Genomic DNA, 26,856 nt, shown 5'->3' with positions numbered 1-26,856 from the left:
GCCGCGATGTCCAGCGACCCCGCCCCCGACCAGTCCGCCGCCGACGGCTACGTCCAGCGGGCCCAACTCCTCGCCGAACTCGGCCGCTACGACGAGGCGGCGGGGGAACTGGCCTACGGGTTGGCCCTCCAGCCGGATGACGTCGACGCGCTCACCATGCTGGCCCGGGTGCACCTGGCCGCCGACCGCCCCGCCGAGGCGCTCACCGCCGCCGACACGGCCGTGGCCGCCGCGCCGGAGGCTCTGCCGCCGCTGGTCGCCAGAGGCATGGCCCTGGCCGACCTGGAGCGCTACAGCGAGTCGGCGGCCACCGCCGACCGGATCCTCGCCCTCGGCCCGGCCGACGCGTACGCCCAGCGGAGCGCGGCGGCGATCCTGGCCGGCGCCCGCAACGGTCAGCCGGCGCTGAACGCGGCCTGGCGCGGTGTCGAGTTGGCGCCGCAGGAGCCGCAGGCGCACCTGGTGCTCAGCCTGGTCGCCGCCCGCCTGGACCTGTTCGACCTGGCCGAGCGGGCCTACCGGGAGGCGCTGCGGCTCGACCCGCGGATCGGCGAGGCCGGCCACGACGTGGGGGTCATGCGGCTGGAACAGCGCCGCTGGTCGGAGGCGTTGGAGCACGTCGCCGAGGCAGTGACGGTCAGCCCGAGCCGGATCGACTCGCCAAGAACCCTCGCGTACGGGCTGCACCGCCTGGTGCTCTACGGCGCGGGCTGGTCGCTGGTCGCGGCGGTGCTGGTGGCGTTCGCGGCGTCGGCGAGCGACGGGTTCTCCCGCGTCCTGGCGGTGCTCGCCGCGCTCACCGGCGGGATCATCGTCTGGCAGCTCGCGGCCCGGCTGCCCGGGCTGACCCGGACCGTCCTGCCCGCCCTGCTGCACTCGGACCGGGCGATGGCCCTGGCCATCTACGCCGTGGCCGCCGCGCCGCTGCTGCTGCTGGTGTACGCCATGGTCGGCTCCCCGTGGCCCCTGGTGCTGGCCATCGCCGTGGCTGCGGTAGCCGAGTTCGCCGTCTTCACCAGAACCGCCATCCGCTAGCCGCGACGCGCCCAGGTCCAGGCGTAGCCGTCGTCCTCGGAGGCGCTGGCGGCTTCGCAGAGATCCAGTGGGCGGAAGGTGTCGACCATGACGGCCAGTTCGTCGAAGTAGTCCGCGCCGATGGAACGCTCGGCGGCACCCGGCTGGGGGCCGTGGGTGAAACCGGACGGGTGCAGGGAGATCGAGCCCTGCTCGATGCCGGAGCCGCGCCGCGCCTCGTAGTTGCCCCCGGTGTAGAAGAGCATCTCGTCGGAGTCGACGTTGTGGTGGTTGTACGGCACCGGGATCGACTGCGGGTGGTAGTCGACCTTGCGGGGCACGAACGAGCAGATGACGAAGTTGGGCCCCTGGAAGGTCTGGTGCACCGGCGGGGGCTGGTGGATGCGGCCGGTGATCGGCTCGAAGTCGTGGATGGAGAATGCCCACGGGTAGAGGTGCCCGTCCCAGCCGACCACGTCGAACGGGTGGTGGGCGTAGACGTAGCGCGTCCAACCGCGCCGGTGCCGGACCAGCACCTCGACCTCCTCGCCGTCGACGAGCAGCGGGGTGTCGGGGCCACGAACGTCCCGCTCGCAGTACGGCGAGTGCTCCAGGAACTGGCCGCGTACGGAGAGGTAGCGCTTGGGCGGGCCGATGTGCCCGGAGGCCTCGACGGCGAGCAACCGGACGGGCTGGTCGCCGGTGGGCACCAGCCGGTGGATGGTCGAGGTGGGGATGACGACGTAGTCGCCGGCGACCGCGTCCAGCACCCCGAACGGGGACTCGACCCGCAGGGTGCCCGACTCGACGTAGAGGCAGTGGTCGCCGGTGGCGTCGCGGAACAGCGGTGAGGGCCGGTCGGCGAGGACGTAGCCGATCCGTACGTCGTCGTTGGCGAGCAGGTACTGCCGGCCGAGGATGGGGTCGGAACCGCCGGTGCCCAGTTTGTGGGTGCGCAGGTGGCGGGGCTTGAGCGGAAGGTTCGGCGCCCGGGTGAACGCGGGCGGGGTGAACTCGTCGGCGGCCAGGATCGCGGTGGGCGCGTGCCGGTGGTAGAGCAGGGACGAGTCGGAGGAGAAGCCCTCCTGGCCCATCAGCTCCTCGGCGTAGAGGCTGCCGTCGGGCTGCCGGAACTGGGTGTGGCGCTTGCGCGGCACCTCGCCGACGCTGCGGTAATACGGCATCTCGCCTCCCGATAGTTCCCGTTCACCGGCCGAAGGCGTCCGATAATCGGACGCTGTTGTCCGTTCCTCGTAGCGTCCCGTACATTCTTGTTCCGTGTCAACGCAGGTGCCCGCACTCCTCCACGGCCTGGTGGACGACGCCGCCGTCTTCCCACCGGGCAGCGCCGCGCTGCACGACGCCCTGGCCGCCCACCGCCAGCACCGCGCCGCCTGGTACGCCGACCTGGTCGGCCCGCTGCTGATCCCCGCCTCGGCCGTGGCCGCCGGTGAGCTGAGCGGTCTCGTCGACCCGGGCGAGGGCCTGGTGGTCGGCGTGATCGGTGACACCGGGGTCGGGAACCTGCCGTTCGCGCTGTCGTTTCTCGCCCCCGACGGCGTCACCGCGCGTCAGGTCGAGGTGGCCGTCGCCAAGCGCGGCGAGGACCCGCTGCCCGGCATCGCCGAGTTGCTGCGGCTGACCGACCAGCTGCCGGGCGTGGAGGCCGTCTACGCCGAACTGCCGCTGACCTTCGGGCTGATGGGCGCACTGGACGCGCTCGTCGCCGCGCGGGCCGACGGGGTGCCGATCGCGGCCAAGTTCCGCACCGGCGGCCTGGCCGCCGAACTGTTCCCCACCCCGACCGAGCTGGCCACGGTGATCTGCGCCTGCCGGGACCGGGGCCTGCCGTTCAAGCTCACCGCCGGGCTGCACCAGGCGATCCGACACCTGGACCCGGAGACCGGGTTCACCCACCACGGCTACGCCAACGTGCTGGCCGCGACCCTGGCCGCCGCCGACGGTGACGGTGTGCGCTCGGTCGCCGAGCTGCTGACCGTGGTCGACCCGCGCCCCCTGGTGCAGCGCACGACGGCGCGGCTGGACGGGCCTCGCCCCCTGTGGGTGGGCTTCGGCTCGTGCAGCATCCTGGAACCACTGACCGATCTGATCCGGCTTGGGCTGGTGAACGGGGGCTACGACGCATGACCTGGGTGACCGGCGCCGACGGTTCGCCGTACGGGGTGACGAACCTGCCGTACGGGGTGTTCCGGCAGAACGGGGGTCCGTCGCGGATCGGCGTACGGATCGGGTCCTGGGTCTTCGACCTCGCGGCGGCCGAGGCCGCCGAGCTGGTGCTGGCCGCCGGCACGCTGTGCCGGCCCGTGCTCAACGACTTCATGGCCCTGGGTCGTCCGCAGTGGACGGCGGTACGGCAGCGGCTCACCGAGCTGCTGACCGACCCGGCGCACCGGGCCGCGGTGGAGCCGTTGCTGGTGCCCCTCGCCGACGTGGAACTGCTGCTCCCCATCGAGGTGGCCGACTACGTCGACTTCTACTCCTCCGAACACCACGCGGCGAACGTCGGGCAGATCTTCCGCCCCGGCCAGCCGCCGCTGCTGCCCAACTGGAAGCACCTGCCGATCGGCTACCACGGGCGGGCCGGCACGGTGGTCGTCTCCGGCACGCCGGTGACCCGGCCGACCGGGCAGCGGGCCTCCGCCGAGGGCCCGGTCACCGGCCCATCGGTACGCCTCGACATCGAGGCCGAGGTGGGCTTCGTGGTGGGCGTACCCAGCGCGTTGGGCGATCGGGTTTCCGTGGACGACTTCGCCGAGCACGTCTTCGGGGTGGTGCTGGTCAACGACTGGTCGGCCCGGGACATCCAGGCCTGGGAGTACCAGCCGCTGGGCCCGTTCCTCGGCAAGTCGTTCGCCACCTCGGTCTCGGCCTGGGTGACGCCGTTGGACGCCCTGGCCGACGCCAACGTGGCGGCCCCCGACCAGGACCCGCCGGTGGTGGACTACCTGCGGGACGTGCCGCACCTGGGCCTGGACCTGCGCCTGGCGGTCGAGTGGAACGGCGACCAGGTCAGCGAGCCCCCGTTCGCCACGATGTACTGGACCCCCGCACAGCAGTTGGCGCACCTCACCGTCAACGGGGCTTCACTGCGTACCGGTGACCTGTACGCCTCCGGGACCGTCTCCGGCCCGGATCGCGGGCAGGTCGGGTCCTTCCTGGAACTGAGCTGGGGCGGGGCCGAGCCGGTCAAGGTGGGCGACGAGAGCCGTACCTTCCTCAACGACGGCGACACGGTGACCATCACGGCCACCGCCCCCGGCCCGGACGGCACCACCATCGCCCTCGGTGAGGTATCCGGCACGGTTCGCCCGGCCCGTTGAACCCGGGACTGCGGTGCTGAGTCGGATTACCGCAACCCTTCCGGAGTGCTCTGACCATCTGGTCTTCGAGTCGTCTCGTCCACGGGACTCTTGATCGCACAGCGGGTGCGATCAAGAGCCCTCGTTGCGCCGTTGGTCACGCGGATCAAGTCGTCCCACACGGGCCGGGCCCACGCCCGGCGGTGGGGCATCCCGACGCACACGGAGGTAACGACGATGCACGATCTTGCGGGCGCGGTCTGGCGTACCAGCAGCCGCTCAAACGACCAGGGGCTCTGCGTGGAAGTGGCGGACAACCTGGTCGACGTCCATGGTCTGGTCGGAGTCCGCGACTCCAAGGACCAGGCGGGTCCCACACTCGCGGTCAGCCCGCCGGGGTGGACAGCGTTCATCGGCGCGATTCGGGCCGGTCGCTTCGAGCGCTGACCGGCGCTTCGGCGCCGGTCGACGACGACCGGTGCCGGAGCGACCGCCCAATCGGACAGCGTGGCCCCCGGGTGGTGGAAATTCCGCTCCGGGGGCCCCGTCCGGCCCTCACTCCGCGTACCGTCGGGGACACGGGAGGGTGGCATGTCGACGGTGGCGATTACCGGGATCATCGAGGCGCACGCTGTCGACGTCTGGCGTCTGCTGACCGACCTGCCCGGCCGCGCGGCCCGGCTGACCGCGGCCGGCCCGATCGAGGTGCTCACCCCGGGTTCGTTCGGGCCGGGCACCTCCTGGCGCGAGGAGCGGGTCCAGCCGGGCGGCGGCACGCTGACCGAAGAGTTCCTGGTGGTCGAGGCGCTCGCACCGCAGCGACTGGTGCTCTGTTCCTCCGGCACCGGCGCGGACTACCGGATCACCTGGAGCCTGCGGCCGGTCCGCCGCCGTCGTCGGGGCTGCACGGCGATCACCGTGACCCACGAGGCGGTGCCGACCGCTCCGTACGGTCGGGTGGTGGCGCTGCTGCTCGGCGGGCTGGCCGCACGGGCGGTCGAGGCGGCGCTCTGGCGTGATCTCGCCGATCTTGCCGTCGCGGCCGGTGCCACCGGCTCCGTCGAAGCCGCCTGAGCGCCAAGCGGTCAGCCCTCGCCGTGACCTGACCGGGGTCCGCCCCAATCCGCTGGGTAGGGTGCCGGGCGGAGGTGCGGCATGAGGTTCCCGAGAGGCCGGCGACGGCTCGTGATCGCGGTCGCGGCGCTACTCGCGACGGCGGCCGTCGCGGTCATCGTCCACCGGGTCCTCGCACCGGCAGAGGTGAGCACGGTGGCGCGGGCCGACTATCCGGTCCCGGCCCGACCGGTCGCTGGAGTGATCGGTCGGTTGCCGGTCGCCCCGTTGATCGTCGACGGGAGACTGCGGGTGTACGCCGCACACCGCCAGGTCTACGCCGACCGGCCGGTCGACGGGCGGTACCGGACCAGCCCGTACTGGTCGTACCGGCGGTGGCCGGCGGAGCTGACCGGGGTGGTGGCCAGCGGCAGCACGGTGGTCAGCCGCTGGTCCGACGGGCAACTCGTCGCACTCGACGCCCGGACCGGCGGGGTGCTCTGGCGAACCGGCGGCCCAAAGCCCGCCGAGAGCGCGACGCTGGTGCGGCGTACCGGGGCGGCGACCGTCTGGGATGCGCCCGGGCTCCAGCTCACCGGCCTTCCCGACGGGCGGATCGTGCTGGTGGTGACCGGGGATGCCCAGGCGCGCGGGGTCGAGCTGAGCGGCGGCCGGGAGCTGTGGCGGGTCGAGCTGCCCGGCAAGTGCCGTAGCGATGTCGGCACCACCGCCACCGGGCAGCTGATCAGTCTGGACACGTGCGCCGGGGCGGCCACTGTCGAGTTCCGGGATGCGGCGACGGGTGCCGTGCGTGAGCGTTGGCGCCCGCCGGGCGGCCCGGACGGGTTGGTGGTGACGCCGCTCGGCTGTCGTACCGGCTGGTCGGACTGTCTGGGGCTGCGGACCGCCGGGCCGGGCGACGAGGGCGGTCGGGGTTGGCTGTTGGCTGCCGGTTCGCCGGTCGCCGCCCCCGCGCTGGACCCGGCCGGCGCCGCGCTGGTCGGTGAGCAGTCCGTCGCCGTGCTCGACGGGGTCGTGGTGGGTCGATCGGCGCGTACGGGCAGCGAGCTGTGGCGGTCCGCGGGCCTGGGCGCGGCCCGGGTGCTGGCCGGGCAACCTGGCCGGGTGCACCTGCTGACCGAGGCGAACGATCTGGTGACGCTGGATCCGGTGACCGGTAGGCAGTTGTCCCGCTTCGCGCTCAACGTCGGCTCGGACGGAACCGGCTGGGCACCCGGGGCGGTGACGGCCGAGGACGGGTTCGTCGCGATCGAACGGCTCCGCAAGCCGGTCGACCCCACCGGCGACGACCGGCGCTACTACTACACCGGGGAGACGGTGATCCTGGCCGCCACCTGATCGTGGCGTCTTCGACCTCGGAACACCGAACCGTTCCATTCCCTTTGTCGCAAAAGGGTACGTTTTTCACGGTTCAGGTTTCCGGTGGAAGGGGTCGGCGCATGGGCAGGACAGCAGCCAATTACGTCGCGGGCGGCGCACTCGCAGCCGCCGCGAGCCTCGCGCTGGCGGTTCCGCCGGTGCTGCACGCGGACCCCGCGTCGGCGCGCGGGTTCAGCGCCGTCCGGGCCGAGCCGTCGGCGGACACCGGCGTCACCTTCGAGATCCTGCCGGCGACGCCGACACCCACGCCGACGCAACCGGGGCCACCCACGCCCACGCCGACGCAACCGGGGCCACCCACGCCCACGCCGACGCAACCCACGCCGGCACCACCTCAGCCCACACCCAGCCACGGCGGCGAGCTGCCGGTCACCGGTTCGGGTGGGTCGACGTTGCTGCTCACCGGGCTGGGCGTGACCCTGCTGATCGTCGGTTGGCTCGCCGTCCGGCGTCGGCGCCCGGTCTGACGTACGACCGCCGCCGGCGGCCGGTGGAAGCCCGCCGCCGGCGGCCGGCGATTCGGTGCTCGGCCGCCGGTGTGGGGTCACCGTCCGGCCGAAACCCGCTCCCGTGGCGTGCCGGTGGGGGGTCGGGGGGACCGACGGGATCGGCGGGCCAACACCGCGAGGCCGGTGATGAGCAGCAGGCCGGCAACGGCGGCTCCCACGGTCCAGACGGATGCCATCCGGGAGATGACGCTGCCCCGCTTTCCGACCTGACCTGGGTCGGGGAACTGGATCTGGGCGGTGACGCTGCGCTTCACCATTCCACTCTCGAGGTTGACCTCGACCTTCCAGGGCCCGTTCGGCAACTCGGCCGGTAGTCGGGCGATGACCTGCCCGGACCCACCCGGCGGTAGCGTGACGCCCTGCCCGACCGCGAATGGGCCGGCTCGGCTGTCGGCTGGCCCGTCGGTCAGGGCGACCGTGCCGGTGAGGTCGATGGCTCGGCCGCCGGTGTTGGTGACCTGAGCGGTCAGCGATGGTTCGCCCTCGGGGCTGCGGGCCGGGCGAAGCTCACCGATCGAGAAGTCCGAGACCGGCTCGCCGCCGGTTCCGATGTCGAGGTACATCCGGACGCCGACCCGGTGGATCTGGGTGACCTCCCCACCGTCCCGCGGCGCGGAGGTGGCGGACGCCCAGATCACCCCGTACCGCTCGCCGCGTGAGGCGGCCGACGGCACCGTGATGGTCGCGAGGACCCGTGCCTCGCCCCACGCATCCACCTCCACGGCGGTTTTGTCGAGGGTGATCCATGAGGTCAGCTCATTGGTCGCACGGCCTTCGCCGAACTTGAACTCCGAACCCTCTACTGTCGCCGCCGCCGGATACACGTCGATGCGGCGGTCCTGGTCGGTGCGATTGGCGATCAGGAGTTGCCGCTTGATCGTGGTGCCCGGCGGGAGGTGATCGACGATGTACCGCAACGCCCGGGGGTCGTCGCGGCGGTTGCTCGGTGCCTCCAGCAGCCGGATCCCGAGGCGGTCGTCGGCGTCCGGCTCGGCCGCGCCGGCCCGGGTCGACAGACCCGGACCGGCGAGGCAGAGCAGCGCCAGCGCGACCGCGACGGTCGCCCGGCTCCGGCGGCTAGGCCACCGAATGCGTCACCGTCCCGGTGTAGACGCCCGCGATGCTGTCCAGCGGCACGTTGACGATCAGGGTCGGGTTCCAGGTCGCGGTGTTACCACCGGTACCGCCGGTGTGGGTGAACGCCGTGACCGGCGTGACGCTGTCCAACGGCTCCGCAGCGGCAGCGGTGGCCTGGCCCGGCGTGAAGGTGCCGGTGCCGGTGGTCGCGGTGGCGGGGCCCGACCAGTAGTCGATCTCACCCGGCAGGACCGTCTCGGCGGGAGTGCCGCCGCCGGTCTGGAAGACGGTGGCCGTCACCGTGGCGACCCAGGAGGCGTCCGCCGCACCCCGGGAGTCGTCGACCGTGACCGGGCCGAGCTGGCCGGTGATGGTGCTGCCGGGGGCACCGGTGCCCAGGTCGGCGGTGGCCGGCGCGTCGATGTCGAGGGTGCCCGCCGCCACCTCGAAGGTGACGGTGGTGGTGTCGGTCGGCGCGGCGGCGGCCGGCGCGGCGAGGAAGCCCACCATCGCGGCGGCGGCCGCTCCGGCGAGGCAGATATTGGCAGTACGCACTGTTTGTTACCCCGTTCTCGAAGTGAGCCGGCGTGAGTCCTCGGCACAACCGGCTACTTCGGAAGATAGGGGCAGTTAGCGGGCAAAGATGGACAAACGGAACTTATGTCCCGGACCGGGTCACCGGCTCGGCGGTGGTCACACCAACGCCGACTCCGCAGCCGCCAGGAACGCGTCGTTCTCGGCCGGGGTGCCGATGGTGACCCGGACCCCGTCCCCGGCGAACGGGCGCACGATCACCCCGCGCGACTCGCACGCCTTGCCGAACGCCACGGCCCGCTCGCCCAGCGGCAGCCAGACGAAGTTGGCCTGGCTCGTCGGCACCTCGGGCACGAACTTGCGCAGCGCCTCGGTGACCCGGTCCCGCTCGGCGACGACCAGGGCGCAGCGGCGCTCCATCTCCGCCACCTGGGTCAGCGCGGCGAGCGCCCCGGCCTGGGCTGCCGTGCTGCTGGAGAACGGGGTCGCCACCTTGCGGATGGCGGCGGCCACCACCGGCTGGGCGACCAACCAGCCCATCCGCAGCCCGGCGAGCCCCCACGCCTTCGACAGGGTGCGCAACACCGCCACGTTGGGCCGGTCCAGGTAGTCGAGACCGTCCGGCACCTCCGGGTCGGTGACGAACTCCCGGTACGCCTCGTCGATCACCACCAGCACGTCGTCCGGCACCGCGTCGAGGAAGCGGTCCAACTCGGCCCGGCGCAGCGCCGTACCCGTGGGGTTGTTCGGGTTGCAGACGAAAATCACCCGGGTCCGGTCGGTCACCGCCGCGGCCATCGCCGTCAGGTCGTGCCCGTGCCCGGCGTCGTTGGGCACCCGCACGCTGGTCGCGCCGCTGGTCGCCACGATGATCGGGTACGCCTCGAAGGACCGCCACGAGTAGAGCACCTCGTCGCCAGGCAGGCAGGTGGCCCGCACCAGGTGCTCGGCGAGCGCCACCGAACCGCAGCCGGTGGCGATCCGGTCGGCGTCCACCCCGTACCGCTCGGCCAGCGCGTCCCGCAGCGCGACCACGCCCATGTCCGGGTAGCGGTGCGAGGTGGTGATCGCCTCGGTGACCGCCTCCACCACGCCGGGCAGCGGACCGTACGGCACCTCGTTGCTGGCCAGCTTGATGGCCTCCGGCAGGCCCAACTCCCGGGCCAGGTCGGCGGGGCTGCGCCCCGGCACGTAGCTGGGCAGCGCGTCCAGGTCGACGCGGGTCAGCCGCAGCGCCGGCTGGTGACGTCCGGAGTCGGTCATGGGGTGTCTCCCGGGGGCTGGTTGCGGTCGTTCGAGGGGGCGGTGTCGGTGTGTGGGGGGACTTCGACGACCACCGTCTGCGCGCGCCTGTCGTGCAGCGCCTGACGCAGGGGGTGGTCGAAGAGGGGGGAGAGAGCGTCGACCAGTTGCAGCACCAGGCCGAGCCCGGCGCAGTACCAGAGCAGAGTCGGCAGGCCCATCGTGCTCCACCGGCTCAGCGCCCGGCGGACGCCCAGCGGCTGGTCGGCGGCCATCGGCACCGCCCGGATCCGCATCACCCGCTTGCCGACGGTCTGCCCGCCGGAGGCCATGGTCGGCACCTCGTACGCCAGCCAGAGCGCGGTGGCAATCAGCAGGATCGCCACCAGCAGAGAACTTGCCTGCTCACTGGGGATCGGCAGGCCGTCGGCGGAGGTGTCGCCGCGCGACGCGCGCCGGAAGACCTCCTGCCAGTACGGCGCCCACTCCTGCGCCCAGCGCCAGACGAACCAGCCGTTGACGACCACGTTCAGCGCGAAGACCAGGCCGAAGTCGATCAGCCGGGCGACGAGCCGACGGCCGTAGCCGGCCAGCCTGAGGCCGTGTGGTCGCGGCTCGGGCGGTCGTCCGGGCCAGCCGGGGTGGCCGGGCGGCGGCGCCCAGCCGGGAGGGGCACCCGGCGGAGTCCAGCCGGGCGGACCGCCCTGCGGGCCCCAGCCGGGAGGGCCGGCCTGTGGTCCCCAGCCCGGGCCGTGTCCCGGTTGCGGGCCATACCCCGGGGGTGGGCCCTGCTGCGGCGACCAGCCCGGTGCCCCGGTCGCCGAGTCGGGGGTCGTCGACGCCGCGGGCGCGGCCGGGGTGACCGGCGCGGGCGGCGGCTCGGGCGGCGGCGGGCCGTCCGGCGGGGTCGCGTCGACGGGAATGGGCGCACCGAGCCAACCCTCGCCGTCCCAGTAACGCCGGGTCTCGGTGTCGGCGGGGTCGACGTACCAACCAGGTTGAACGCTCACGCCGTCACTCCGCTTCGCTGCGCGACGGCGCGAGGCGCCACGCTACTGAGCCTGCTGGTCCGCTCGCTGCGCTCGCTCACGAGGACACCTTAACGACGACCGTCCCGGCGAACTTGTCGTGGAGGCACTGCTGCCACGGCTTGTCCCAGAGCTGCCACAACCCGTCCAGGTAGCTCAGCCCCGGGAGAAAGCCAGAAAGCTGCTGCACCAGGAACCGCTTCGCGGCGGCTCGGCGGTCGAGGGAGCGTGTCGGGTCCAACGGCACGATCCGCAGCTTCATCATTTTTTTGCCGAGGGTCTGGCCGGTCTTGAACATCATCTCGACGTAGTAGACGTACGCGAGCACGAGCGAGATCACGATGATCCCGAGGTCCAGCCACAGCAGGGGCAGCAGGAGTTCGCGGAGATAGTCGGGCTCGCGGATCGAGCCGTCCGACGCGAACAGGGCGAGATCGGGCGCGACGACAACGAGGAAGATGATCGCCGCGGGCACCGCGAGCACCAGGCCGACCACCATGAAGACCGCAGCGTCGAGCAGCATGGCCAACAGTCGATCGCTGAAGCTGGCCAGCGGCTGTCCGCCCGGGGTCAGCGTCGGGGGCGGGGCCACCGGTCGCGGTGGTCCGCCATAGAACTGCGGCGGGGCGTACCCGGGCGGGGCGTACTGCGGCGGCGCGGCGTACCCGTGGGGGTGTGGGCCGGGTTGCGGCGCGAAGCCGCCGGCGGTGGGTTGGGGCCCACCGGCCGGCGGCGTCGGGTACGACGGAGGTTGCGTCACGCTCGCAAGTGTTACAGGTTGCCGCGGGCTTCCTGCTCCCGCTCGATCGCCTGGAAGAGCGCCTTGAAGTTGCCCTTGCCGAAGCCCAGCGAGCCGTGCCGCTCGATCAGCTCGAAGAAGACCGTGGGACGGTCCTGCACCGGCTTGGTGAAGATCTGGAGCAGGTAGCCGTCCTCGTCCCGGTCGACCAGGATCTTGCGGGACTTCAGCTCCTCGATCGGCACCCGCACCTTGCCGATCCGCTCCCGCAGCTCCGGGTCGTCGTAGTACGAGTCCGGGGTGTCCAGGAAGTCGACACCGGCGGCGCGCATCGCGTCGACGCTGGCCAGGATGTCGTTGGTGGCGACGGCGATGTGCTGCGCGCCCGGGCCCTGGTAGAACTCCAGGTACTCGTCGATCTGGGACTTCTTGCGGGCGATCGCCGGCTCGTTGAGCGGGAACTTCACCTTGCGGGTGCCGTTCGCCACGACCTTGCTCATCAGCGCCGAGTAGTCGGTGGCGATGTCGTCGCCGACGAACTCCGCCATGTTGGAGAAGCCCATCACCCGCTTGTAGAACTCGACCCACTCGTCCATCCGGCCCAGCTCCACGTTGCCGACCACGTGGTCGACGGCCTGGAAGAAGCGCTTCGGCTGGATGCCGGCGTCGATCATCGGCTGCCGGTCCACGATCGGGCTCCGGGCCACGAAGCCGGGCAGGAACGGGCCGGTGTAGCGGGACCGGTCGACCAGCGTGTGCCGGGTGTCGCCGTACGCGGCGATGGCGGCCATCCGGACGGTGCCGTGCTCGTCGGTCACCTCGTGCGGCTCGACGACGCTGGCGGCGCCCTGCGCGATGGCGTGCGCGTACGCGGCGTCCACGTTCGGGACCTCCAGCGCGATGTCGCTGATCCCGTCGCTGTGCCGGGCCACGTGCTCGGCGCCCTCGGCGTCCGGGCGCACCGCGCCGGTCAGCACGAACCGGGCCGAGCCGCTGGTCAGCACGTACTGGGCGTGGTCGCGGTAGCCCTGCTCGGGGCCGCGGTACGCCACGCAGGTCATGCCGAAGGCGGTGGAGTAGTAGTGGGCGGCCTGCTTGGCGTTGCCGACCAGGAAGTGCACGTGGTCGAGGCCCCGGACCGGGAACGGGTCGTGGCTGATGTCGTGGTCGACAGCTCCGACGAGCCGGTCGACGTCGACGTCCTCGGTCGACTGGGGTCGGTCGATCGCCTGGGTCATGGTGGGCTCCCTCGCGTACCGGCCGGCCTTGTGGGCCGCCGTGGTCGGTTCTTGTGGCGAGGATCGCTGCCCGGGTGCCGGGTGGGCAACTGTTGGCAGAAATGCTGGTCAGGTTGCGCATTCGGTATGGTCTTCACTCATGAATGGTGAGCAGAATGTACAGCTCGACGCGCTCGACGTGCGCTTGATCGAACTGCTCGCCGAGGAGCCACGGATCGGGATGCTGGAGTGCTCCCGGCGGCTCGGGGTGGCCCGGGGCACCGTGCAGGCGAGGCTGGACAAGCTCGTGGAGCGGCGGGTCATCGAGGGCTTCGGCCCCGAGATCGCGCCGGCCGCGATCGGGTTCGGGGTGACCAGCTTCGTCACCCTGGAGATCAGTCAGCGGCACGGCCATGACCCGGTCACCGCTCACCTCGCCGCCATCCCCGAGGTGCTGGAGGCGCACACCATCACCGGCTCCAGCGACCTGCTCTGCCGGATCGTGGCCCGCTCCAACACCGACCTGCAACGGGTCATCGACCAGATCGTCTCGTCCGCCGGCATCACCCGCGCCTCGACGATCATCGCGCTGGCCGAGCAGATTCCCTACCGCACGCTTCCGCTGGTGCGCAGCGCTGTTCGGGCCGAGGGAAGGGCGCCGTAACACCTCCGAGCCCAGAAAGCGCGGCGACACGGCGGCGCGGGCGTACGGAAGATCCGTGATCGTGGCTACGGTGTGCGGGTGGCGAAGGGGAGCGTGCGCGGTGGGCTGCTGCTCGGCCTCGCCGTGGTCGTTGCGCTCGCCGCGACCGGCGTGTGGAACCCGTTCCCCGGCTTGTGGGACTGGGTGGATCGCAGCGAACCCATCTCCGAGCCCGACGTGGTCTGGCAGCAACGGGTCGGCGGCACTCCGCGCAACGTAACCATCGCCGGCGACGCCGTCGTGGTCGAGCAGCGCACCCGGGTCGAGTCTCGCAGCCTGGCCACCGGCGCCCAGCTCTGGGAGCGCAAGGCGGACTGGGCGGCGGTCGCCGGCGGCGACCGCGACCCGGTGGTGGCGGTGGGCAAGCTCCTGGTCAAGGGGTACGAGCTGCTCGACCCGACGACCGGGGTGACCCGGCGACGTGACGATGACGCGGTAGCCGTCTGGACATACCGCAACCTGCTCCTCGACGCCCGCTGCACGGACGCCACCGACTGCACCCTGAGCGCCTGGGATCCGCGTGGCACCGCGCCGCTCTGGACGGCCTTCCTGCCCGGGGTGCACAGTGGCCTGCTCGCCGACAACCCGGGTCTGCGCGGCACCCGCCGGCTCACCGCCACCCGGATCGACGACGGCGTGGCCGGGGCGGAGGCCGCGCCACCGCTGCTCGGCTTCCCGGTCGACGGTCGGGTCCACGTGGTCGACACCGCCACCGGCCGGGTGTTGCAGAACGTCGAGCCCGGCCGGGAGGAGCGGCTCTCCGTGGTGGGTGGCCGGCTGCTGCGGATCTCCGCGCGTTCCCAGGACGGCACCTGTTACTTCGCCATCTCCGCCCGGGACTCGGCGACCGGGCAGGAGGCCTGGCAGCGGGCCGGCATCAACCTGCGCACCGCCGACTCCGCCGGCTGCGTGCAACGCGAGGACCCGCAGGGTGCGCGGAACGTGGTGATCGGCGTCGCCCCGGACGGCCGCGAGACGGTCATCGACGGGTACGACGGACGGCTGCTCTGGGTCGGTGAGCCGGGCACCAAGCTGATCGCGGTGGACGACCGTTCGGCGGTGTTCCGGGCCGCCGACAAACGCTCCGTGATCGCCCGTGAGCTGGGCACCGAGAAGGTGCTCTGGACGCGGCAGGCCAGCGGCAAGGCCGGGGCCGCGCTCACCCCGTACGCGGCGGTGGTGGCCGACGAGAAGCCGTCCCGGCTGGCGGCACTGGACCCGCGCACCGGCCGGGAGCTGGCCGCCCTGCGCACCTCGGCGAACGCCCTCGCCGTCGGGTCACAGGGCATGATCATCGGCGAGGGGCGGGAGATCGGGTACGTCCGCTTCGGCGCGTCCGGAAGCTCGCCCACCCGACCGCCCGGCGACGGTGGGAATCCCGGGCCGGGCGGCCCCGGCCCCGGCGGGCCGAACAACGGCGACTGCGGGCCGAAGGGCGAACTCTGCCCCGACCCGGACGGCGGCAAGGACGGCTGAGCGGGCGGTTCGCCTCATGATCCGGCTGGCGGCCGGGCCCGGCACACCTGGTGGATGAGAGCGGCGTCCCAGGACCCGCCCGGCGGGTGGGAGTGATCGACCGGTCTGCCCTAGGCTTGCCGCTCATGAGCAGTGCCGCCGCATTCTCGTACGCCCCTCTGCTGCCGACCGGCCCGGACCAGACCGACTATCGCCTGGTCACCGACGAGGGCGTGGACGTCGTACACGGCCCGGGAGGCCGCCGGTTCCTCACCGTGGAGCCGGCCGCGCTCACCGCGCTGACCGCCGAGGCGATGCACGACATCGCGCACTACCTGCGCCCCGCGCACCTGGCGCAGCTCCGGGCGATCATCGACGACCCGGCCGCCTCGCCGAACGACCGGTTCGTCGCGCTGGATCTGCTGCGCAACGCCAACATCGCCGCCGGCGGTGTCCTGCCCATGTGCCAGGACACCGGCACCGCCATCGTGATGGGCAAACGCGGCCGGCACGTGCTGACCGACGGTGCCGACGCGGAGGCCATCTCCCGGGGCGTCTACCAGGCGTACACCAAGCTCAACCTGCGCTACTCCCAGCTCGCCCCGCTGACCATGTGGGACGAGCGGAACACCGGCAGCAACCTGCCCGCCCAGGTCGACCTGTACGCCGAGGACCCGGACGGGCACCCCGACGCGTACAAGTTCCTCTTCATGGCCAAGGGCGGTGGCTCGGCCAACAAGTCGTACCTCTACCAGGAGACGAAGGCGCTGCTCAATCCAACGCGGATGATGCAGTTCCTGGAGGAGAAGCTGCGGCTGATCGGCACCGCCGCCTGCCCGCCGTACCACCTGGCCATCGTCATCGGCGGCACCTCCGCCGAGTACGCGCTGAAGACCGCGAAGTACGCCAGCGCCAAGTACCTCGACGCGCTGCCGACCGCGGGTTCGATGAGCGCGCACGGCTTCCGCGACCTGGAGCTGGAGGCGGAGGTGCTGGAGCTGACCCGCAACTTCGGCATCGGCGCGCAGTTCGGTGGGCGGTACTTCTGCCACGACGTACGGGTGGTCCGGTTGCCCCGGCACGGAGCGTCCTGCCCGGTGGCGATCGCCGTCTCCTGCTCGGCGGACCGCCAGGCCGTCGCCAAGATCACCCCGTCGGGTGTGTGGCTGGAGCGCCTCGAAACCGACCCGGCGCGGTTCCTGCCGGACGTCACCGACGACTCGCTCGACGCCGAGCTGGTGGTCCGGGTCGACCTGAACCGGCCGATGGACGAGATCCGCGCCGAGCTGTCGAAGTACCCGGTGAAGACGCGCCTCTCGCTCTCCGGGCCGCTCGTGGTCGCCCGGGACATCGCCCACGCCAAGATCGCCGAGCGGTTGGACGCCGGTGAACCGATGCCGCAGTACCTGCGTGACCACGCGGTCTACTACGCCGGCCCGGCGAAGACCCCCGAGGGGTACGCGTCCGGCTCGTTCGGCCCGACCACCGCCGGCCGGATGGACGCCTACGTGGAGAAGTTCCAGGCCGCCGGCGGCTCCCAGGTGATGCTGGCCAAGGGCAACCGGTCGGGTCAGGTCACCCGCTCCTGCCAGCAGCACGGCGGCTTCTACCTCGGCTCGATCGGCGGCCCCGCGGCCCGCCTCGCCCAGGACTGCATCAAGCACGTCGAGGTGCTCGAATACGCGGAGCTGGGCATGGAGGCGGTCTGGAAGATCGAGGTGGAGGACTTCCCCGCCTTCATAGTGGTCGACGACAAGGGCAACGACTTCTTCGCCGAGGTCACCAAGCCGGTGCTGACCGTCGGCCGCCGCTGACGCGACAGGTACGCGAACGGGCGTCGGGCGAACTCGCCCGGCGCCCGTTCTGTCGCCCGTGCTTTCCGACATCGGTACGCCCGCCCCGCTGGGGTGGGACGGGCGCACCGCCCCCGTCGGATGCCGTCACCGACAACCCGGAATGAGTGTGCTGCGCACCGCTGTCGATCCGCTCTCAGATCACTCTCGCCTGACCGAGGCGATCTGTTACCACCGGACTACTCTGCTGGAAGTTGCACCACTGAAGCGGGAGAGCAGATGCGGTTCGGGATCCTGGGGCCCCTGCGGGTGGGTGGTGGCGAGTCCACTGTCACCGCGGGGCGCGACCGGATCGTGCTCGCCATGCTGTTGTTGCGGGCCGGCCGGCTCGTGCCGGTCGACGAACTGGTCGACGCGGTGTGGGAGGACCGCCCGCCGGCCACCGCCCGGGCGCAGTTGCAGACCTGCGTGTCGCGGTTGCGCCGCCGGTTCACCGAACTCGAGCTGGCACCGGACCTCATCGTCACCGACCCGGCCGGGTACGGCGTGCGTACCGGAACAACCGACCTGGACGCCGAGGTCTTCACCCGGGGCGTGGAGGCGGCCCGAACCGCCGCCACGGCCGGTCGTCTGGTCGACGCCCGTGCCGAATTCCGCGCCGCCCTGGCGTTGTGGCGCGGGCCGGCGCTCGGCGGAATCCCGAGCCGGAGCGTTCGCCGTCGCGCACAGGCACTCGACGAGCAGCGCCTCACCGCCCTGGAGGAGTGCGTCGACGTCGAGCTTCGCCTTGGTCAGGCAGCCGAGCTGATCGAGGAGCTGGCGGAGAGCGTCGACCGGCATCCGTTGCGGGAGCGGCTGCGCGGCCAACTGATGCTGGCACTGTCCGCGGTCGGGCGGCAGGCCGACGCGCTTGCGGTCTACCGGGAGGGCCGGCGGTTCTACGCCGACGAGCTGGGCATCGAGCCGGGCGTCGAGTTGCAGGAGCTGCACCAGCGGGTGCTCGCCGGTGACCTGGCCCTGGCCGGCCGACCGGCCGGACCCGCCGGAGCGGTCCGCTCGCTTCCCCGGGCAATCGGGGACTTCGTTGGTCGGCAGGAGACCGTGGCCCGCCTGGTCAAGGAGATCGAGGAGGACGGCACCCGCATCCAGGTGGTCGACGGAATGCCGGGGAGCGGCAAGACCACGCTTGCCGTACACGTCGCCAGCGCGCTCGCCGAGCGCTATCCCGACGCCCAGCTCTTCATCGACTTGCACGGGCACAGCGAACGTCGGCCGTTGACACCGGCAACCGCCGTGGCGGCCCTGCTCCGTCAGCTCGGTGTGCCGGCCGAACGGGTGCCGGAAAACCTGGACGACCGGCTGGCGCTCTGGCGAATCGAGCTGGCCGGCCGGCGGGCGTTGGTGGTGCTGGACAACGCGGCCAACGCCGACCAGGTGGCACCCCTGCTGCCCAACGGCTCGCACTGCCTGGTGCTCATCACCAGTCGTCGTCGGCTGGTCGGGCTCGACGAGGGCCGGCCGTCGTCGCTGCCGGTCCTCGACGCTGACGAGGCGATCGAGCTGCTCGGTCGGGTGGCCGGGATGGAGCGGATCGCCGCCGAACCGGAAGCCGCGGCCGAGGTGGCGCGCCGCTGCGGCCATCTACCGCTCGCCATCCGGCTGGCCGGCGCGCGGCTGGCGCACCGGCCTCGATGGCAGGTCGCCGACCTCGCCGAGCGGCTGGTCGCCGGGGCTGGCCCGCTGGCCGAGCTGACCGCGGGGCAACGTTCGATCGGGCAGGCGTTCGCCCTGTCGTACGCGCAGATCTCACCGTCGGCGCAGCGGCTGTTCCCGCTGCTCGGCCTGTACCCGAGCGGACGCCTGGACAGTCGGGTGGCCGCGGCCCTCGCCGGGCTGCCCCTGGCCGACACCCAGGAACTGCTGGATGAGCTGGTCGACGCCCACCTGGTGGAGGAGGTGCAGCCCGGTCGGTACCGGTTACACGATCTGCTCCGGGAGTACGCCCGGCTGCTGCTCGCCGCGCCGGAATGGCAGCTGGAACGCCGCGCCGCCCTGGAGCGGCTACTGGACCATCACCTGTCCGTCACGTTGGCGATCGCCCGGATGATCGAGGCGGCGGGCAGTCGCCGCAGCATCCCCGCGCACACGCCCGGCCGACCCGATCTGCTGGCCGCCCCGGTGTTCGAGGGGCCGGCGTGGTTCGAGGAGAACCACGCCGGTCTCACCGCCCTGGTCCGGGTGGCCGAGGATGAGGGCTTTCCGGTTCAGTGCTGGCAGTTGGCCCGCGCCTGCTGGCGCCTCAACTTCGACGGTGGGCACCTCGATGAGCTGATCGAGACCCACACGATCGGGCTTCGTGTCGCCGAGCGGCTGGGCGACGAGGCCGCAATCGCCACGATGTTGAACTACGTCTCCTCGGCGTACTTCCGACTGGCCCGGCTTCCGGAGGCCATCAGAGCGATGGAGGTGGCGCTCAGTCTGCGCCGCCGCATCGGGCTACGCGGCGATCTGCTCACCACGCTCTGGAACCTGGGCGTCTCGTACGCCGCGAACGGCGACCTACAGCAGGCTGAGGTGAAGTTCGACGAGGCGTTCGGCCTGATCCGGGGTCCGGAGGATGCAGACGCGCTGACCAATCTGTTGAACAACCGGTCCTACACGTTGATCGGCTGGGGTCGGTACGACGAGGCGTTGCGCCTGGCTCGGCTGCACCTCCTGGTGGCCCGGCAGACGAAGGACCTCCGGCAGACCAACAACGCGATGGGGCATCTCGCCATGGTCCGGCACCGGATGGGTGACCTGGGCCCGGCCCGCCGTCTGCTGCGGTCGGCGCTGTACCTCAAACGGCTGGGCGGTAATCGGTTCGGCGAGGGCGAGGTGCTCAACGAGATCGCCGTGATGGAACGCGTCGCCGGGCAGCCGGATCGTGCGGCAGCCCTGCACCGGGAAGCGCTGGTGGCGATGGTGGACGCCGGCGACCGGATCGGTCAGTGTGCCTCCCGGAATCTGCTGGCCCGGGCCATGCTGGAGCAGGGTGATGCCGTCAGCGCGCTCGACCTGCACCGTCGGGTGCTCGCCGACGCCGTCCGGCTCGGCGCCCGCTACGAGAAGGCCCGGGCGTTGGAGGGTATCGCCCGCTGCGTACGGGCCACTGATCCGGCGGCGGCCCGCGCGCACCTGGAGCAGGCGCTGGCGCTGTTCCGGCAGATCGAGTCGCCGGACCAGCACGAGGTGGAACGGCTGCTCACCGAGTTGGGCTGACGGATCATCTGCGAGTCGGCCACGGGCGCGGCAGGATGGTACGCGTGACGACTCCAGAGGCGACCGGTTACCGCATCGAACGCGACTCGATGGGCGAGGTGGAGGTGCCCGCCGAGGCGCTGTGGCGGGCGCAGACCCAGCGTGCGGTGCAGAATTTCCCGATTTCCGGCCGGGGCCTCGAACCGGCCCAGATCAAGGCCCTCGCGCAGATCAAGGGCGCGGCGGCCGAGGTCAACGGCGAGTTGGGCGTGATCGACGCCAACGTGGCCGCCGCCATCGCGGCCGCCGCCGCGCACGTGGCCGACGGTGGTTACGACGACCAGTTCCCGGTGGACGTGTTCCAGACCGGCTCGGGCACCTCGTCGAACATGAACACCAATGAGGTGATCGCGACCCTGGCGAGCCGTGAGCTGGGCTCGCCGGTGCACCCGAACGACCACGTCAACGCCTCCCAGTCGAGCAACGACGTCTTCCCGTCGTCGATCCATCTGGCGGCCACCCAGTTCATCGTCGAAGACCTGCTGCCGTCGCTGGCGCATCTGGCGTCGGCGTTGGAGGCCAAGGCCGCCGAGTTCGAGACGGTGGTCAAGGCCGGGCGTACCCACCTGATGGACGCCACCCCGGTCACCCTCGGCCAGGAGTTCGGCGGGTACGCCGCCCAGGTCCGCTACGGGATCGAACGGCTGGAGGGCGCGCTACCCCGACTGGCCGAGCTGCCGCTGGGCGGCACCGCCGTCGGCACCGGGATCAACACCCCGCTCGGCTTCGCCGCCGCCGTGATCGACAAGCTGCGCGAGTCGACCGGGTTGCCACTGAGCGAGGCGCGTAACCACTTCGAGGCGCAGGGCGCGCGGGACGCGCTGGTGGAGACCTCGGGGCAGCTGCGAACCGTGGCGATCGGCCTCTACAAGATCGCCAACGACATCCGCTGGATGGGCTCCGGCCCCCGCGCCGGTCTGCGCGAACTGCGCATCCCGGACCTCCAGCCCGGCTCGTCGATCATGCCGGGCAAGGTCAACCCGGTGGTCGCCGAGGCGATGCGGCAGGTCTGCGCCCAGGTGATCGGCAACGACGCGACCGTCGGGTTCGCCGGTTCACAGGGCGACTTCGAGCTGAACGTGATGCTTCCGGTGATGGGCCGCAACCTGCTGGAGTCGATCCGGCTGCTCTCCGCGGTGAGTCGGCTCTTCGCCGACCGGCTGGTGGTCGGCCTGGTCGCGGACGCCGAGGTCTGTCTGGCGTACGCCGAGGGCTCACCGTCGATCGTCACCCCACTCAACCGCTACCTGGGGTACGACGAGGCCGCGTCGATCGCGAAGGAGGCGCTGGCCAAGCAGACCTCGATTCGCGAGGTGGTCATCTCCCGGGGCCACGTCGACTCCGGCAAGCTCACCGAGACTCAGCTCGACGAGACGTTGGACCTGCTCCGGATGACCCACCCCTGACCCGACTCGCCCCGCCCTGCTCGGCGCTGACCGGCCTCTCCTTGCTGCGGTCTGCCCTGGTCAGGGTAGGTGCCGTGGTCTCGCCCAGCCGAGGAAGCGGGTGAAGAGCGCGGCGGGGTCCGGGCCGTCGTGCGGGTTGAGTCGGTACAGGTCGGCAGCCGCCTCGTGCAGGACCGTGCACAGGTAGATGCTCAACCCGATCCGGTCGTGCGCGTACTCCTGGCGCAGGGTGAGTCGGGCGACAGGGCACGGCCAGGGCGCGGCGCAGACCCGGCAGAGCCAGAGCGGGCGCAGCGGCAGGTGCGGTCGACGTGGCACCGTCGCGCGGTTGTCCGGGGCGATCCGGGACATGGTGAGGCCTTCCTTACCGACCTGCGTCGACCTGCGCCGACCTGCGCCGCGGTTCGCGGACGCTGCGCGGACCTGCGCGGGGCCGCGCTGAGCTGGGCGGCGCCAAGATCGCGCTCGATCCTGGATGTAGTGGCATCCGCACGCCAGGACCCCACTCTTTCCACGATCGAGCACGATCTTGCGTGGTCGGTCGGGGTGCCCGGCGTGGGCGTGGGCGTGGACGGGGCGGTGGACGTGGTCCGGGATGTCTTGGGCGGATGCTTTGGACCTGACTCGTTTGTGGCATCGCCTCCGCTTGTGCTGATGGGTGCACTCCGGTCGTGGCTCGCGCCGGTCGTGGCTGTCTTTGAGGTGGGACCGCCCGGCACGGGGGAGCGGGCGGTCCCGAGCGGTGCCGGCAGATCCCGGGGGACGGGGAGCGGCGCCGCACTTCACAGTCTGGTGATCAGGCGACTACGGTCGGAAGGGTTTGGTCGCGTCGTCATAGTCGCCCTGTTCTGGGTGGCACCGCCGCTGGCGACCGGCTGGAGATGATCGTCGGCGGGGTGGAGGGCGGGCACGGCATGGCCGATGGACAGATGACGGCGGCGGCGTTCCTGATCGCGGAACTGCGGCGGGCGCGGGCTCGACGCGGATGGAGTCAGGACGAGCTGGCCAAGGCGGTCAACTACTCGGCGTCGATGGTCAGCGCCGTCGAGCTGGGGCAGCAGCCGCCCACCGCCAAATACCTGGAACTCGTCGACCGCGCCCTGGACACCGGCGGCCTCTTCGGCCGGATGTCCACCGAACTCGTCAGCCTGGACCGGGCGCAGCCCTGGCTACGCGGCTGGCAGGCGATCTTCGAGCAGGCGCGCACGGTCCGGTGGTACGAGCCTCGCTACGTGCCCGGACTGTTCCAGACGGAGGACTACGCGCGAGCGGTCTTCGAGGCTGGCGGCCTGCTCGCTCCCGAGGAGGTTGACCGGCGACTGACCGACCGAATGAATCGTCAGGAAGTGCTGCATAGCGAACGTGCGCCGCAGATCGTGGCGGTGCTGGACGAGGCAGTGCTGCGGCGACGGGTGGGCGGGCGGAAGGTGATGCGTGACCAGACGCTGCACCTGGCCGGCATCGCCACCGGGCATCCTCGGGTCCGGCTGCACGTGGTGCCGCGATCCGCCGAGGAATATCCGGGCCTCGGCGGGCAGTTCGCGCTCGCCGCCCTGCCCGACGGCACGGAATTGGCCTATATGGAGTGCCAGGTTCGCGGCCAGGAGCTGGACCAGCCGCAGGATCTGTTGCGGTTGCAGCGGGTCTGGGAGGCTAGCTTGGGCGAAGCCCTGCCCCCGCAGGCGTCCATCGAATTGATCAGCGAGGTGGCCGAGTCGTGGAGTTGACCGACGCTCGATGGCGTAAGAGCAGCCGCAGCAACCAGGACAACAACTGCGTGGAGGTGGCGACGAATCTCGGGGAGGTCGTCGGGGTGCGAGACAGCAAGGACTCGGACGGGCCCGTGCTCGTTGTCGACGCGTACTCCTGGCGGCTCTTCGTGGTCGCGCCCCCGCGCTGACGCGACCGCCTCGCCCGCGACGGCGGTCGGGTTTCCCGCGCTACGTCGTCGACGTTGCTGCCGAACGTGCGCCGGCTTGCGGACGGCCCGGATAAACGGCTCGACGGGGTCTTGAGCAGGGATGGATGATCCGGGCTATGGGTGACGATGGCGCTGGTGTGCCGGGGGGGACCGAGCGGCTGCGGTTGCGGCGGCTGACCATGGCCGACGTGGACGCGCTGGTCGAGTTGGACAGCGACCCCGAGGTGATGCGTTTCCTCACCGGTGGCGTGGCGACCCCGCTGGCCACCGTGCGCGACGAGCAGTTGCCGAGGCTGCTGACCCAGTACGACAGGCATCCCGGGCTGGGTCGGTGGGCGGCGCATGATCGGAAGTCCGGCGAGTTCCTGGGCTGGTTCGCGTTGGACCCGTCGGCGGACGGGACGGAAGCCGAGTTGGGCTACCGGCTGCGCCGCTCGACGTGGGGGCGAGGGCTGGCCACCGAGGGGTCGCGGGCGCTGGTCCGGTACGCCTTCGACATTGTCGGGGTGCGTCGGGTCTGGGCCGAGACGATGACGGTCAACGAACGCTCCCGGCGGGTGATGGTGAAGGCCGGGCTGCACTACGTGCGGACCTTCCACCTTCAGTGGGACCATCCGATTCCGGGCACCGAGCAGGGCGAGGTGGAGTACGAGGTGCGGGCCGAGGAGTGGGCGTCCGTCGGTCAGGAGCGGCCGGCGGCTCGGCGGGCGCGGTAGGCGGTCACCGCGGCGCGGTTGCCGCAGCCGGCCTCGCAGAACCGCCGGGACCGGTTGCGGGACAGGTCGACGACCACGTTGTCGCAGTCCGGGTATTCGCAGATCCGCAGCCGGCTCAGCTCGCCGGTACGAACCAGGTCGGCCATCGCCATGGCGGCCTCGACCGCGATCCGGGTGGCCAGCGGCGCGTCGCGGGGCACGGCGTGCAGGTGGTACGGCTCGTCGTCGTGCTCGATGAGCTGGGGCAGCGCCTTGTGTTCCAGCAGCAGACCGTTGACCACCGCGACGATCTCGGGTGGCTCGGCGTACCAGATGCGGCGCAGTTGAGGGCGAAGCTCCCGGACGGCGTGCAGCTCGGCGTCGGTGTGCTCGTGCCGGCCGCTGTAGGAGTAGCGGACGAAGAACGCGTCCAGTGCCGCGATGTCGGGCAGCAACTCACCGTCCCGACCTGCGGTGTTGACCAGCGCCGCGGCGGCGATCAGCGAACACTCGGTGTCATGAGCGAATAGCAACTTGACTCCTGTCATGGCTTCCGCCTAGCGTCATCAGTACAAGGATAGTTTGCCCATGACACGGTGCCCATTGCGAGGAGCGCGACATGCACTCACGACCTGCTGCCGGCGTCGGGTTGGCGCTGCTCTCCGCAGTCACCTTCGCCACCTCCGGCACCTTCGCGCGATCGCTCATCGAGGCCGGCTGGTCAGCCGAGTCCGCGGTGATCGCCCGCGTCGGCGTGGCTGCCCTGGTGCTGGCGATCCCCGCCCTGCTGTCGCTGCGGGGCAAATGGCACGTGCTACGAAGCAACGCCACGGCCATCGGGCTGTTCGGGCTCCTCGGGGTGGCGCTGGCCCAGGTGTGCTTCTTCAACGCTGTGCGCTACCTGCCGGTCGGTGTGGCGCTGCTGCTGGAATACCTGGGCATCATCCTCGTCGTGGTCTGGATGTGGCTGCGGCACGGGCAGCCGCCCCGCCGGCTCACCGTCGCCGGGTCGGTGGCCGCGCTGGCCGGGCTGGCGTTCGTGCTCGACCTCGCCGGCACCGCCGACTTCCACCCGGTGGGCGTGCTCTGGGGGTTGGGCGCGGCGTTCGGCCTGGCCGGATACTTCGTCCTCGCCGGTCGGGTCGACCCCCGGCTGCCCTCGGTCGCCATGGCCAGCGGTGGAATGGCCGTCGGTGCCGGCGTGCTGCTCCTCATCGGGCTGACCGGCCTGCTGCCGCTGCATGCCACCTTCGGTGAGGTCACCTTCGCCGGGCAGCCCACCAGCTGGTTGGTGCCCATCGCAGGGCTGTCGCTGGTGGCCGCCGTCATCGCGTACCTCGCCGGCATCGCCGGCACCCGGATCCTCGGGCCCCGCCTGTCGTCGTTCGTCGGGCTGACCGAGGTGCTCTTCGCGGTGCTGATCGCCTGGCTGTTCCTGAACGAGCTGCCCACCGGCTGGCAGTTGTTCGGCGGTGCGCTGATCGTCGCCGGTGTCGCCCTGGTACGCCTCGACGAGCTGCGCGGGTCGCCCTCGACGCCCGCGCCGGTCACGCCCGAGCCCGAGCTGGCGCTTGACGGTCGGTGAGGTTCGGCGGTCGGCGTGCCCTCGATGTTCGGTGAGGTTCGGCGGTCGGTGGCCTCGGCGGTCGGTGTGTTCGGCGGTCGGTGTGTTCGGCGGTCGGTGAGAGAGTGGGTGTCGTGCTGACCACTGTGGTGTTCGACGCTGACGAGACGCTGTTGGACCTGCGTCCAGCGGTCACGGGCGGGCTGGTGGCCGTGCTCGACGAGATGCGGCGACGCACAACTGCGGCGGCCGGGGTGACGCTCGCCGAACTGGAGTCGGACTGGGGCGCGGTCTTCGGCGAGCTGAAGGCCGCCCCGGTGGCGGAGATCCGGCGCGCCGCACTGGCCCGGTCGCTGGCCCGCGCCGCGCTGGTCAACCACCTGGACGAGATCGCGGACCTCTTCTTCGCCCAGCGCTTCGCTCTCACCCGACCGTTTCCGGACGTACCACCGGCGCTGGCCACGCTGCGCGGCCGCTACACGCTGGGCTTCGCCACCAACGGCAACAGCCGCGCCGAACGGTGCGGGCTCGCCGGCGAGTTCGCCTTCGAGCTGTACGCGCACGAGAACGGCCTGCCCAAGAAGCCGGCCCCGGAGTTCTACGCCGCGGTGGTCGCGGCGGCCGGGGTGCCAGCCGAGCAGGTCGTGTACGTCGGCGACTCGTGGGAGCACGACGTGGTGGCGCCCCAGCGGGCCGGCCTGCGATCGGTGTGGCTGAACCGGCTCGGCCTGCCCCGCCCCCTCGGCTGCCCGCCCGACGCCGAGGTTTCCAGCTTGGCCGAGCTGCCGGCCGCGCTGGCGAATCTGGGCGTCGACGCGGTAGGTGTGTGAGTCGACGCGGCCGGTGAGTGTGTCTGTGCTGTCGTTGTCTGTGCGGCCTGTCTCT

The 26,856-nt window shown here is 71.7% G+C and carries 26 protein-coding genes; 17 read left to right on the top strand and 9 right to left on the bottom strand.

Features of this window, described 5'->3' with window-relative positions:
- Positions 1-6: 6 nt before the first annotated feature.
- Entirely contained in the window at positions 7-1,035 is a 1,029-nt protein-coding gene (locus ACQRWP_RS26330; protein ID WP_430498524.1) for a tetratricopeptide repeat protein, read from the top strand.
- Here the strand turns inward: ACQRWP_RS26330 and ACQRWP_RS26325 are convergent.
- Positions 1,032-2,198, bottom strand: coding sequence for a homogentisate 1,2-dioxygenase (locus ACQRWP_RS26325; protein WP_430498522.1), 1,167 nt, complete (start codon positions 2,196-2,198; stop codon positions 1,032-1,034). The two genes, ACQRWP_RS26330 and ACQRWP_RS26325, sit on opposite strands and share 4 nt — an antisense overlap.
- A gap of 94 nt (positions 2,199-2,292) precedes the next feature.
- On the opposite strand from ACQRWP_RS26325, the gene ACQRWP_RS26320 reads away from it, so the two are divergent.
- The 6 genes from ACQRWP_RS26320 (at position 2,293) to ACQRWP_RS26295 (ending at position 7,255) form a co-directional block, all read left to right on the top strand.
- Positions 2,293-3,162 carry a hypothetical protein gene (locus ACQRWP_RS26320; protein WP_430498520.1) on the top strand — a complete coding sequence of 290 codons (870 nt, stop codon included), beginning with the start codon at positions 2,293-2,295 and terminating at the stop codon, positions 3,160-3,162.
- Positions 3,159-4,355 carry a fumarylacetoacetase gene (fahA, locus tag ACQRWP_RS26315; protein ID WP_430498518.1) on the top strand — a complete coding sequence of 399 codons (1,197 nt, stop codon included), beginning with the start codon at positions 3,159-3,161 and terminating at the stop codon, positions 4,353-4,355. Before ACQRWP_RS26320 ends, fahA begins: the two co-directional genes overlap by 4 nt.
- A gap of 216 nt (positions 4,356-4,571) precedes the next feature.
- The gene (locus ACQRWP_RS26310; RefSeq protein WP_030327888.1) at positions 4,572-4,781 is read left to right on the top strand and encodes a DUF397 domain-containing protein; all 210 of its coding nucleotides are present in this window, start codon (positions 4,572-4,574) and stop codon (positions 4,779-4,781) included.
- Positions 4,782-4,925: 144 nt separating this feature from the next.
- Positions 4,926-5,408, top strand: a complete 483-nt coding sequence (locus ACQRWP_RS26305) for an SRPBCC family protein (protein ID WP_091403139.1) — start codon at positions 4,926-4,928, stop codon at positions 5,406-5,408.
- An 81-nt stretch (positions 5,409-5,489) separates the two neighbouring features.
- Entirely contained in the window at positions 5,490-6,746 is a 1,257-nt protein-coding gene (locus ACQRWP_RS26300) for a PQQ-binding-like beta-propeller repeat protein (RefSeq protein ID WP_430498515.1), read from the top strand.
- A gap of 101 nt (positions 6,747-6,847) precedes the next feature.
- Positions 6,848-7,255, top strand: a complete 408-nt coding sequence (locus ACQRWP_RS26295) for an LPXTG cell wall anchor domain-containing protein (protein ID WP_430498513.1) — start codon at positions 6,848-6,850, stop codon at positions 7,253-7,255.
- Positions 7,256-7,332: 77 nt separating this feature from the next.
- On the opposite strand, the gene ACQRWP_RS26290 is transcribed toward ACQRWP_RS26295, so the two are convergent.
- The 6 genes from ACQRWP_RS26290 to hppD all read right to left on the bottom strand — a co-directional run bounded on the left by ACQRWP_RS26290 (position 7,333) and on the right by hppD (position 13,155).
- Positions 7,333-8,214: a hypothetical protein gene (locus ACQRWP_RS26290; RefSeq protein ID WP_430498511.1), complete on the bottom strand. Its 882-nt coding sequence runs from the start codon at positions 8,212-8,214 to the stop codon at positions 7,333-7,335.
- Between the two features lie 160 nt (positions 8,215-8,374).
- The gene (locus ACQRWP_RS26285) at positions 8,375-8,929 is read right to left on the bottom strand and encodes a hypothetical protein (RefSeq protein WP_430498509.1); all 555 of its coding nucleotides are present in this window, start codon (positions 8,927-8,929) and stop codon (positions 8,375-8,377) included.
- 138 nt (positions 8,930-9,067) lie between these two features.
- Positions 9,068-10,171, bottom strand: coding sequence for a histidinol-phosphate transaminase (hisC, locus tag ACQRWP_RS26280; RefSeq protein WP_430498507.1), 1,104 nt, complete (start codon positions 10,169-10,171; stop codon positions 9,068-9,070).
- Complete coding sequence (locus tag ACQRWP_RS26275; protein WP_430498505.1) at positions 10,168-11,160, bottom strand: RDD family protein; 993 nt, start codon at positions 11,158-11,160, stop codon at positions 10,168-10,170. The genes hisC and ACQRWP_RS26275 overlap by 4 nt, the downstream gene beginning before the upstream one ends.
- Before the next feature lie 76 nt (positions 11,161-11,236).
- On the bottom strand, positions 11,237-11,938 hold the full coding sequence (locus ACQRWP_RS26270) for an RDD family protein (RefSeq protein WP_430498503.1): 702 nt from the start codon (positions 11,936-11,938) through the stop codon (positions 11,237-11,239).
- A gap of 11 nt (positions 11,939-11,949) precedes the next feature.
- Positions 11,950-13,155, bottom strand: coding sequence for a 4-hydroxyphenylpyruvate dioxygenase (gene hppD, locus ACQRWP_RS26265; RefSeq protein WP_430498501.1), 1,206 nt, complete (start codon positions 13,153-13,155; stop codon positions 11,950-11,952).
- 139 nt (positions 13,156-13,294) lie between these two features.
- Here hppD and ACQRWP_RS26260 point away from each other — a divergent pair, with 139 nt between their 5' ends.
- The 5 genes from ACQRWP_RS26260 (at position 13,295) to ACQRWP_RS26240 (ending at position 21,791) form a co-directional block, all read left to right on the top strand.
- Positions 13,295-13,798 (top strand): Lrp/AsnC family transcriptional regulator, encoded by a 504-nt coding sequence (locus tag ACQRWP_RS26260; RefSeq protein ID WP_430498499.1) that lies wholly within the window; start codon positions 13,295-13,297, stop codon positions 13,796-13,798.
- A gap of 72 nt (positions 13,799-13,870) precedes the next feature.
- Positions 13,871-15,313: a PQQ-binding-like beta-propeller repeat protein gene (locus tag ACQRWP_RS26255; protein ID WP_430498497.1), complete on the top strand. Its 1,443-nt coding sequence runs from the start codon at positions 13,871-13,873 to the stop codon at positions 15,311-15,313.
- Positions 15,314-15,438: 125 nt separating this feature from the next.
- Positions 15,439-17,106 carry a fumarate hydratase gene (locus tag ACQRWP_RS26250; protein WP_430498495.1) on the top strand — a complete coding sequence of 556 codons (1,668 nt, stop codon included), beginning with the start codon at positions 15,439-15,441 and terminating at the stop codon, positions 17,104-17,106.
- Between the two features lie 258 nt (positions 17,107-17,364).
- Positions 17,365-20,346, top strand: coding sequence for a BTAD domain-containing putative transcriptional regulator (locus ACQRWP_RS26245; RefSeq protein WP_430498493.1), 2,982 nt, complete (start codon positions 17,365-17,367; stop codon positions 20,344-20,346).
- 35 nt (positions 20,347-20,381) lie between these two features.
- Positions 20,382-21,791 (top strand): class II fumarate hydratase, encoded by a 1,410-nt coding sequence (locus tag ACQRWP_RS26240; RefSeq protein ID WP_181518450.1) that lies wholly within the window; start codon positions 20,382-20,384, stop codon positions 21,789-21,791.
- 60 nt (positions 21,792-21,851) lie between these two features.
- Here ACQRWP_RS26240 and ACQRWP_RS26235 read toward each other — a convergent pair whose 3' ends face one another.
- Positions 21,852-22,142: a hypothetical protein gene (locus ACQRWP_RS26235; protein ID WP_430498491.1), complete on the bottom strand. Its 291-nt coding sequence runs from the start codon at positions 22,140-22,142 to the stop codon at positions 21,852-21,854.
- A 563-nt stretch (positions 22,143-22,705) separates the two neighbouring features.
- Between ACQRWP_RS26235 and ACQRWP_RS26230 the strand changes: the two genes are divergently transcribed.
- The 3 genes from ACQRWP_RS26230 to ACQRWP_RS26220 all read left to right on the top strand — a co-directional run bounded on the left by ACQRWP_RS26230 (position 22,706) and on the right by ACQRWP_RS26220 (position 24,428).
- A complete protein-coding gene (locus tag ACQRWP_RS26230; protein ID WP_430498489.1) occupies positions 22,706-23,518 on the top strand; it encodes a helix-turn-helix domain-containing protein in 813 nt (270 codons plus the stop codon).
- Positions 23,509-23,691, top strand: a complete 183-nt coding sequence (locus ACQRWP_RS26225) for a DUF397 domain-containing protein (RefSeq protein WP_430498488.1) — start codon at positions 23,509-23,511, stop codon at positions 23,689-23,691. Before ACQRWP_RS26230 ends, ACQRWP_RS26225 begins: the two co-directional genes overlap by 10 nt.
- A 137-nt stretch (positions 23,692-23,828) precedes the next feature.
- The gene (locus ACQRWP_RS26220) at positions 23,829-24,428 is read left to right on the top strand and encodes a GNAT family N-acetyltransferase (RefSeq protein WP_430498486.1); all 600 of its coding nucleotides are present in this window, start codon (positions 23,829-23,831) and stop codon (positions 24,426-24,428) included.
- On the opposite strand, the gene ACQRWP_RS26215 is transcribed toward ACQRWP_RS26220, so the two are convergent.
- A complete protein-coding gene (locus tag ACQRWP_RS26215) occupies positions 24,395-24,955 on the bottom strand; it encodes a CGNR zinc finger domain-containing protein (RefSeq protein WP_430498484.1) in 561 nt (186 codons plus the stop codon). The genes ACQRWP_RS26220 and ACQRWP_RS26215 overlap by 34 nt on opposite strands.
- A gap of 71 nt (positions 24,956-25,026) precedes the next feature.
- On the opposite strand from ACQRWP_RS26215, the gene ACQRWP_RS26210 reads away from it, so the two are divergent.
- Together ACQRWP_RS26210 and ACQRWP_RS26205 are read left to right on the top strand one after the other, a co-directional pair.
- Positions 25,027-25,992: an EamA family transporter gene (locus ACQRWP_RS26210; RefSeq protein ID WP_430498483.1), complete on the top strand. Its 966-nt coding sequence runs from the start codon at positions 25,027-25,029 to the stop codon at positions 25,990-25,992.
- Positions 25,993-26,105: 113 nt separating this feature from the next.
- A complete protein-coding gene (locus tag ACQRWP_RS26205) occupies positions 26,106-26,801 on the top strand; it encodes an HAD family hydrolase (RefSeq protein ID WP_430503296.1) in 696 nt (231 codons plus the stop codon).
- Positions 26,802-26,856: the final 55 nt, after the last annotated feature.

It is taken from the genome of Micromonospora trifolii, from assembly GCF_050516465.1.
Classification (GTDB): Bacteria; Actinomycetota; Actinomycetes; order Mycobacteriales; family Micromonosporaceae; genus Micromonospora; species Micromonospora trifolii.
The sequence above is the reverse complement of the archived record's forward strand: the minus strand, read 5'-3'. Positions and strand labels throughout refer to the sequence as shown.

Bases quoted from the DNA above. Each gene is read 5' to 3' on its own strand.
- ACQRWP_RS26310 (WP_030327888.1), top strand. From the start codon at position 4,572: ATGCACGATCTTGCGGGCGCGGTCTGGCGTACCAGCAGCCGCTCAAAC.
- ACQRWP_RS26240 (WP_181518450.1), top strand. From the start codon at position 20,382: ATGGTACGCGTGACGACTCCAGAGGCGACCGGTTACCGCATCGAACGC.
- ACQRWP_RS26330 (WP_430498524.1), top strand. From the start codon at position 7: ATGTCCAGCGACCCCGCCCCCGACCAGTCCGCCGCCGACGGCTACGTC.
- ACQRWP_RS26210 (WP_430498483.1), top strand. From the start codon at position 25,027: ATGCACTCACGACCTGCTGCCGGCGTCGGGTTGGCGCTGCTCTCCGCA.
- ACQRWP_RS26305 (WP_091403139.1), top strand. From the start codon at position 4,926: ATGTCGACGGTGGCGATTACCGGGATCATCGAGGCGCACGCTGTCGAC.
- ACQRWP_RS26235 (WP_430498491.1), bottom strand. From the start codon at position 22,142: ATGTCCCGGATCGCCCCGGACAACCGCGCGACGGTGCCACGTCGACCG.
- hppD (WP_430498501.1), bottom strand. From the start codon at position 13,155: ATGACCCAGGCGATCGACCGACCCCAGTCGACCGAGGACGTCGACGTC.
- fahA (WP_430498518.1), top strand. From the start codon at position 3,159: ATGACCTGGGTGACCGGCGCCGACGGTTCGCCGTACGGGGTGACGAAC.
- ACQRWP_RS26215 (WP_430498484.1), bottom strand. From the start codon at position 24,955: ATGACAGGAGTCAAGTTGCTATTCGCTCATGACACCGAGTGTTCGCTG.
- ACQRWP_RS26260 (WP_430498499.1), top strand. From the start codon at position 13,295: ATGAATGGTGAGCAGAATGTACAGCTCGACGCGCTCGACGTGCGCTTG.
- ACQRWP_RS26250 (WP_430498495.1), top strand. From the start codon at position 15,439: ATGAGCAGTGCCGCCGCATTCTCGTACGCCCCTCTGCTGCCGACCGGC.
- ACQRWP_RS26245 (WP_430498493.1), top strand. From the start codon at position 17,365: ATGCGGTTCGGGATCCTGGGGCCCCTGCGGGTGGGTGGTGGCGAGTCC.
- ACQRWP_RS26230 (WP_430498489.1), top strand. From the start codon at position 22,706: ATGGCCGATGGACAGATGACGGCGGCGGCGTTCCTGATCGCGGAACTG.
- ACQRWP_RS26295 (WP_430498513.1), top strand. From the start codon at position 6,848: ATGGGCAGGACAGCAGCCAATTACGTCGCGGGCGGCGCACTCGCAGCC.
- hisC (WP_430498507.1), bottom strand. From the start codon at position 10,171: ATGACCGACTCCGGACGTCACCAGCCGGCGCTGCGGCTGACCCGCGTC.
- ACQRWP_RS26300 (WP_430498515.1), top strand. From the start codon at position 5,490: ATGAGGTTCCCGAGAGGCCGGCGACGGCTCGTGATCGCGGTCGCGGCG.
- ACQRWP_RS26220 (WP_430498486.1), top strand. From the start codon at position 23,829: ATGGGTGACGATGGCGCTGGTGTGCCGGGGGGGACCGAGCGGCTGCGG.
- ACQRWP_RS26325 (WP_430498522.1), bottom strand. From the start codon at position 2,198: ATGCCGTATTACCGCAGCGTCGGCGAGGTGCCGCGCAAGCGCCACACC.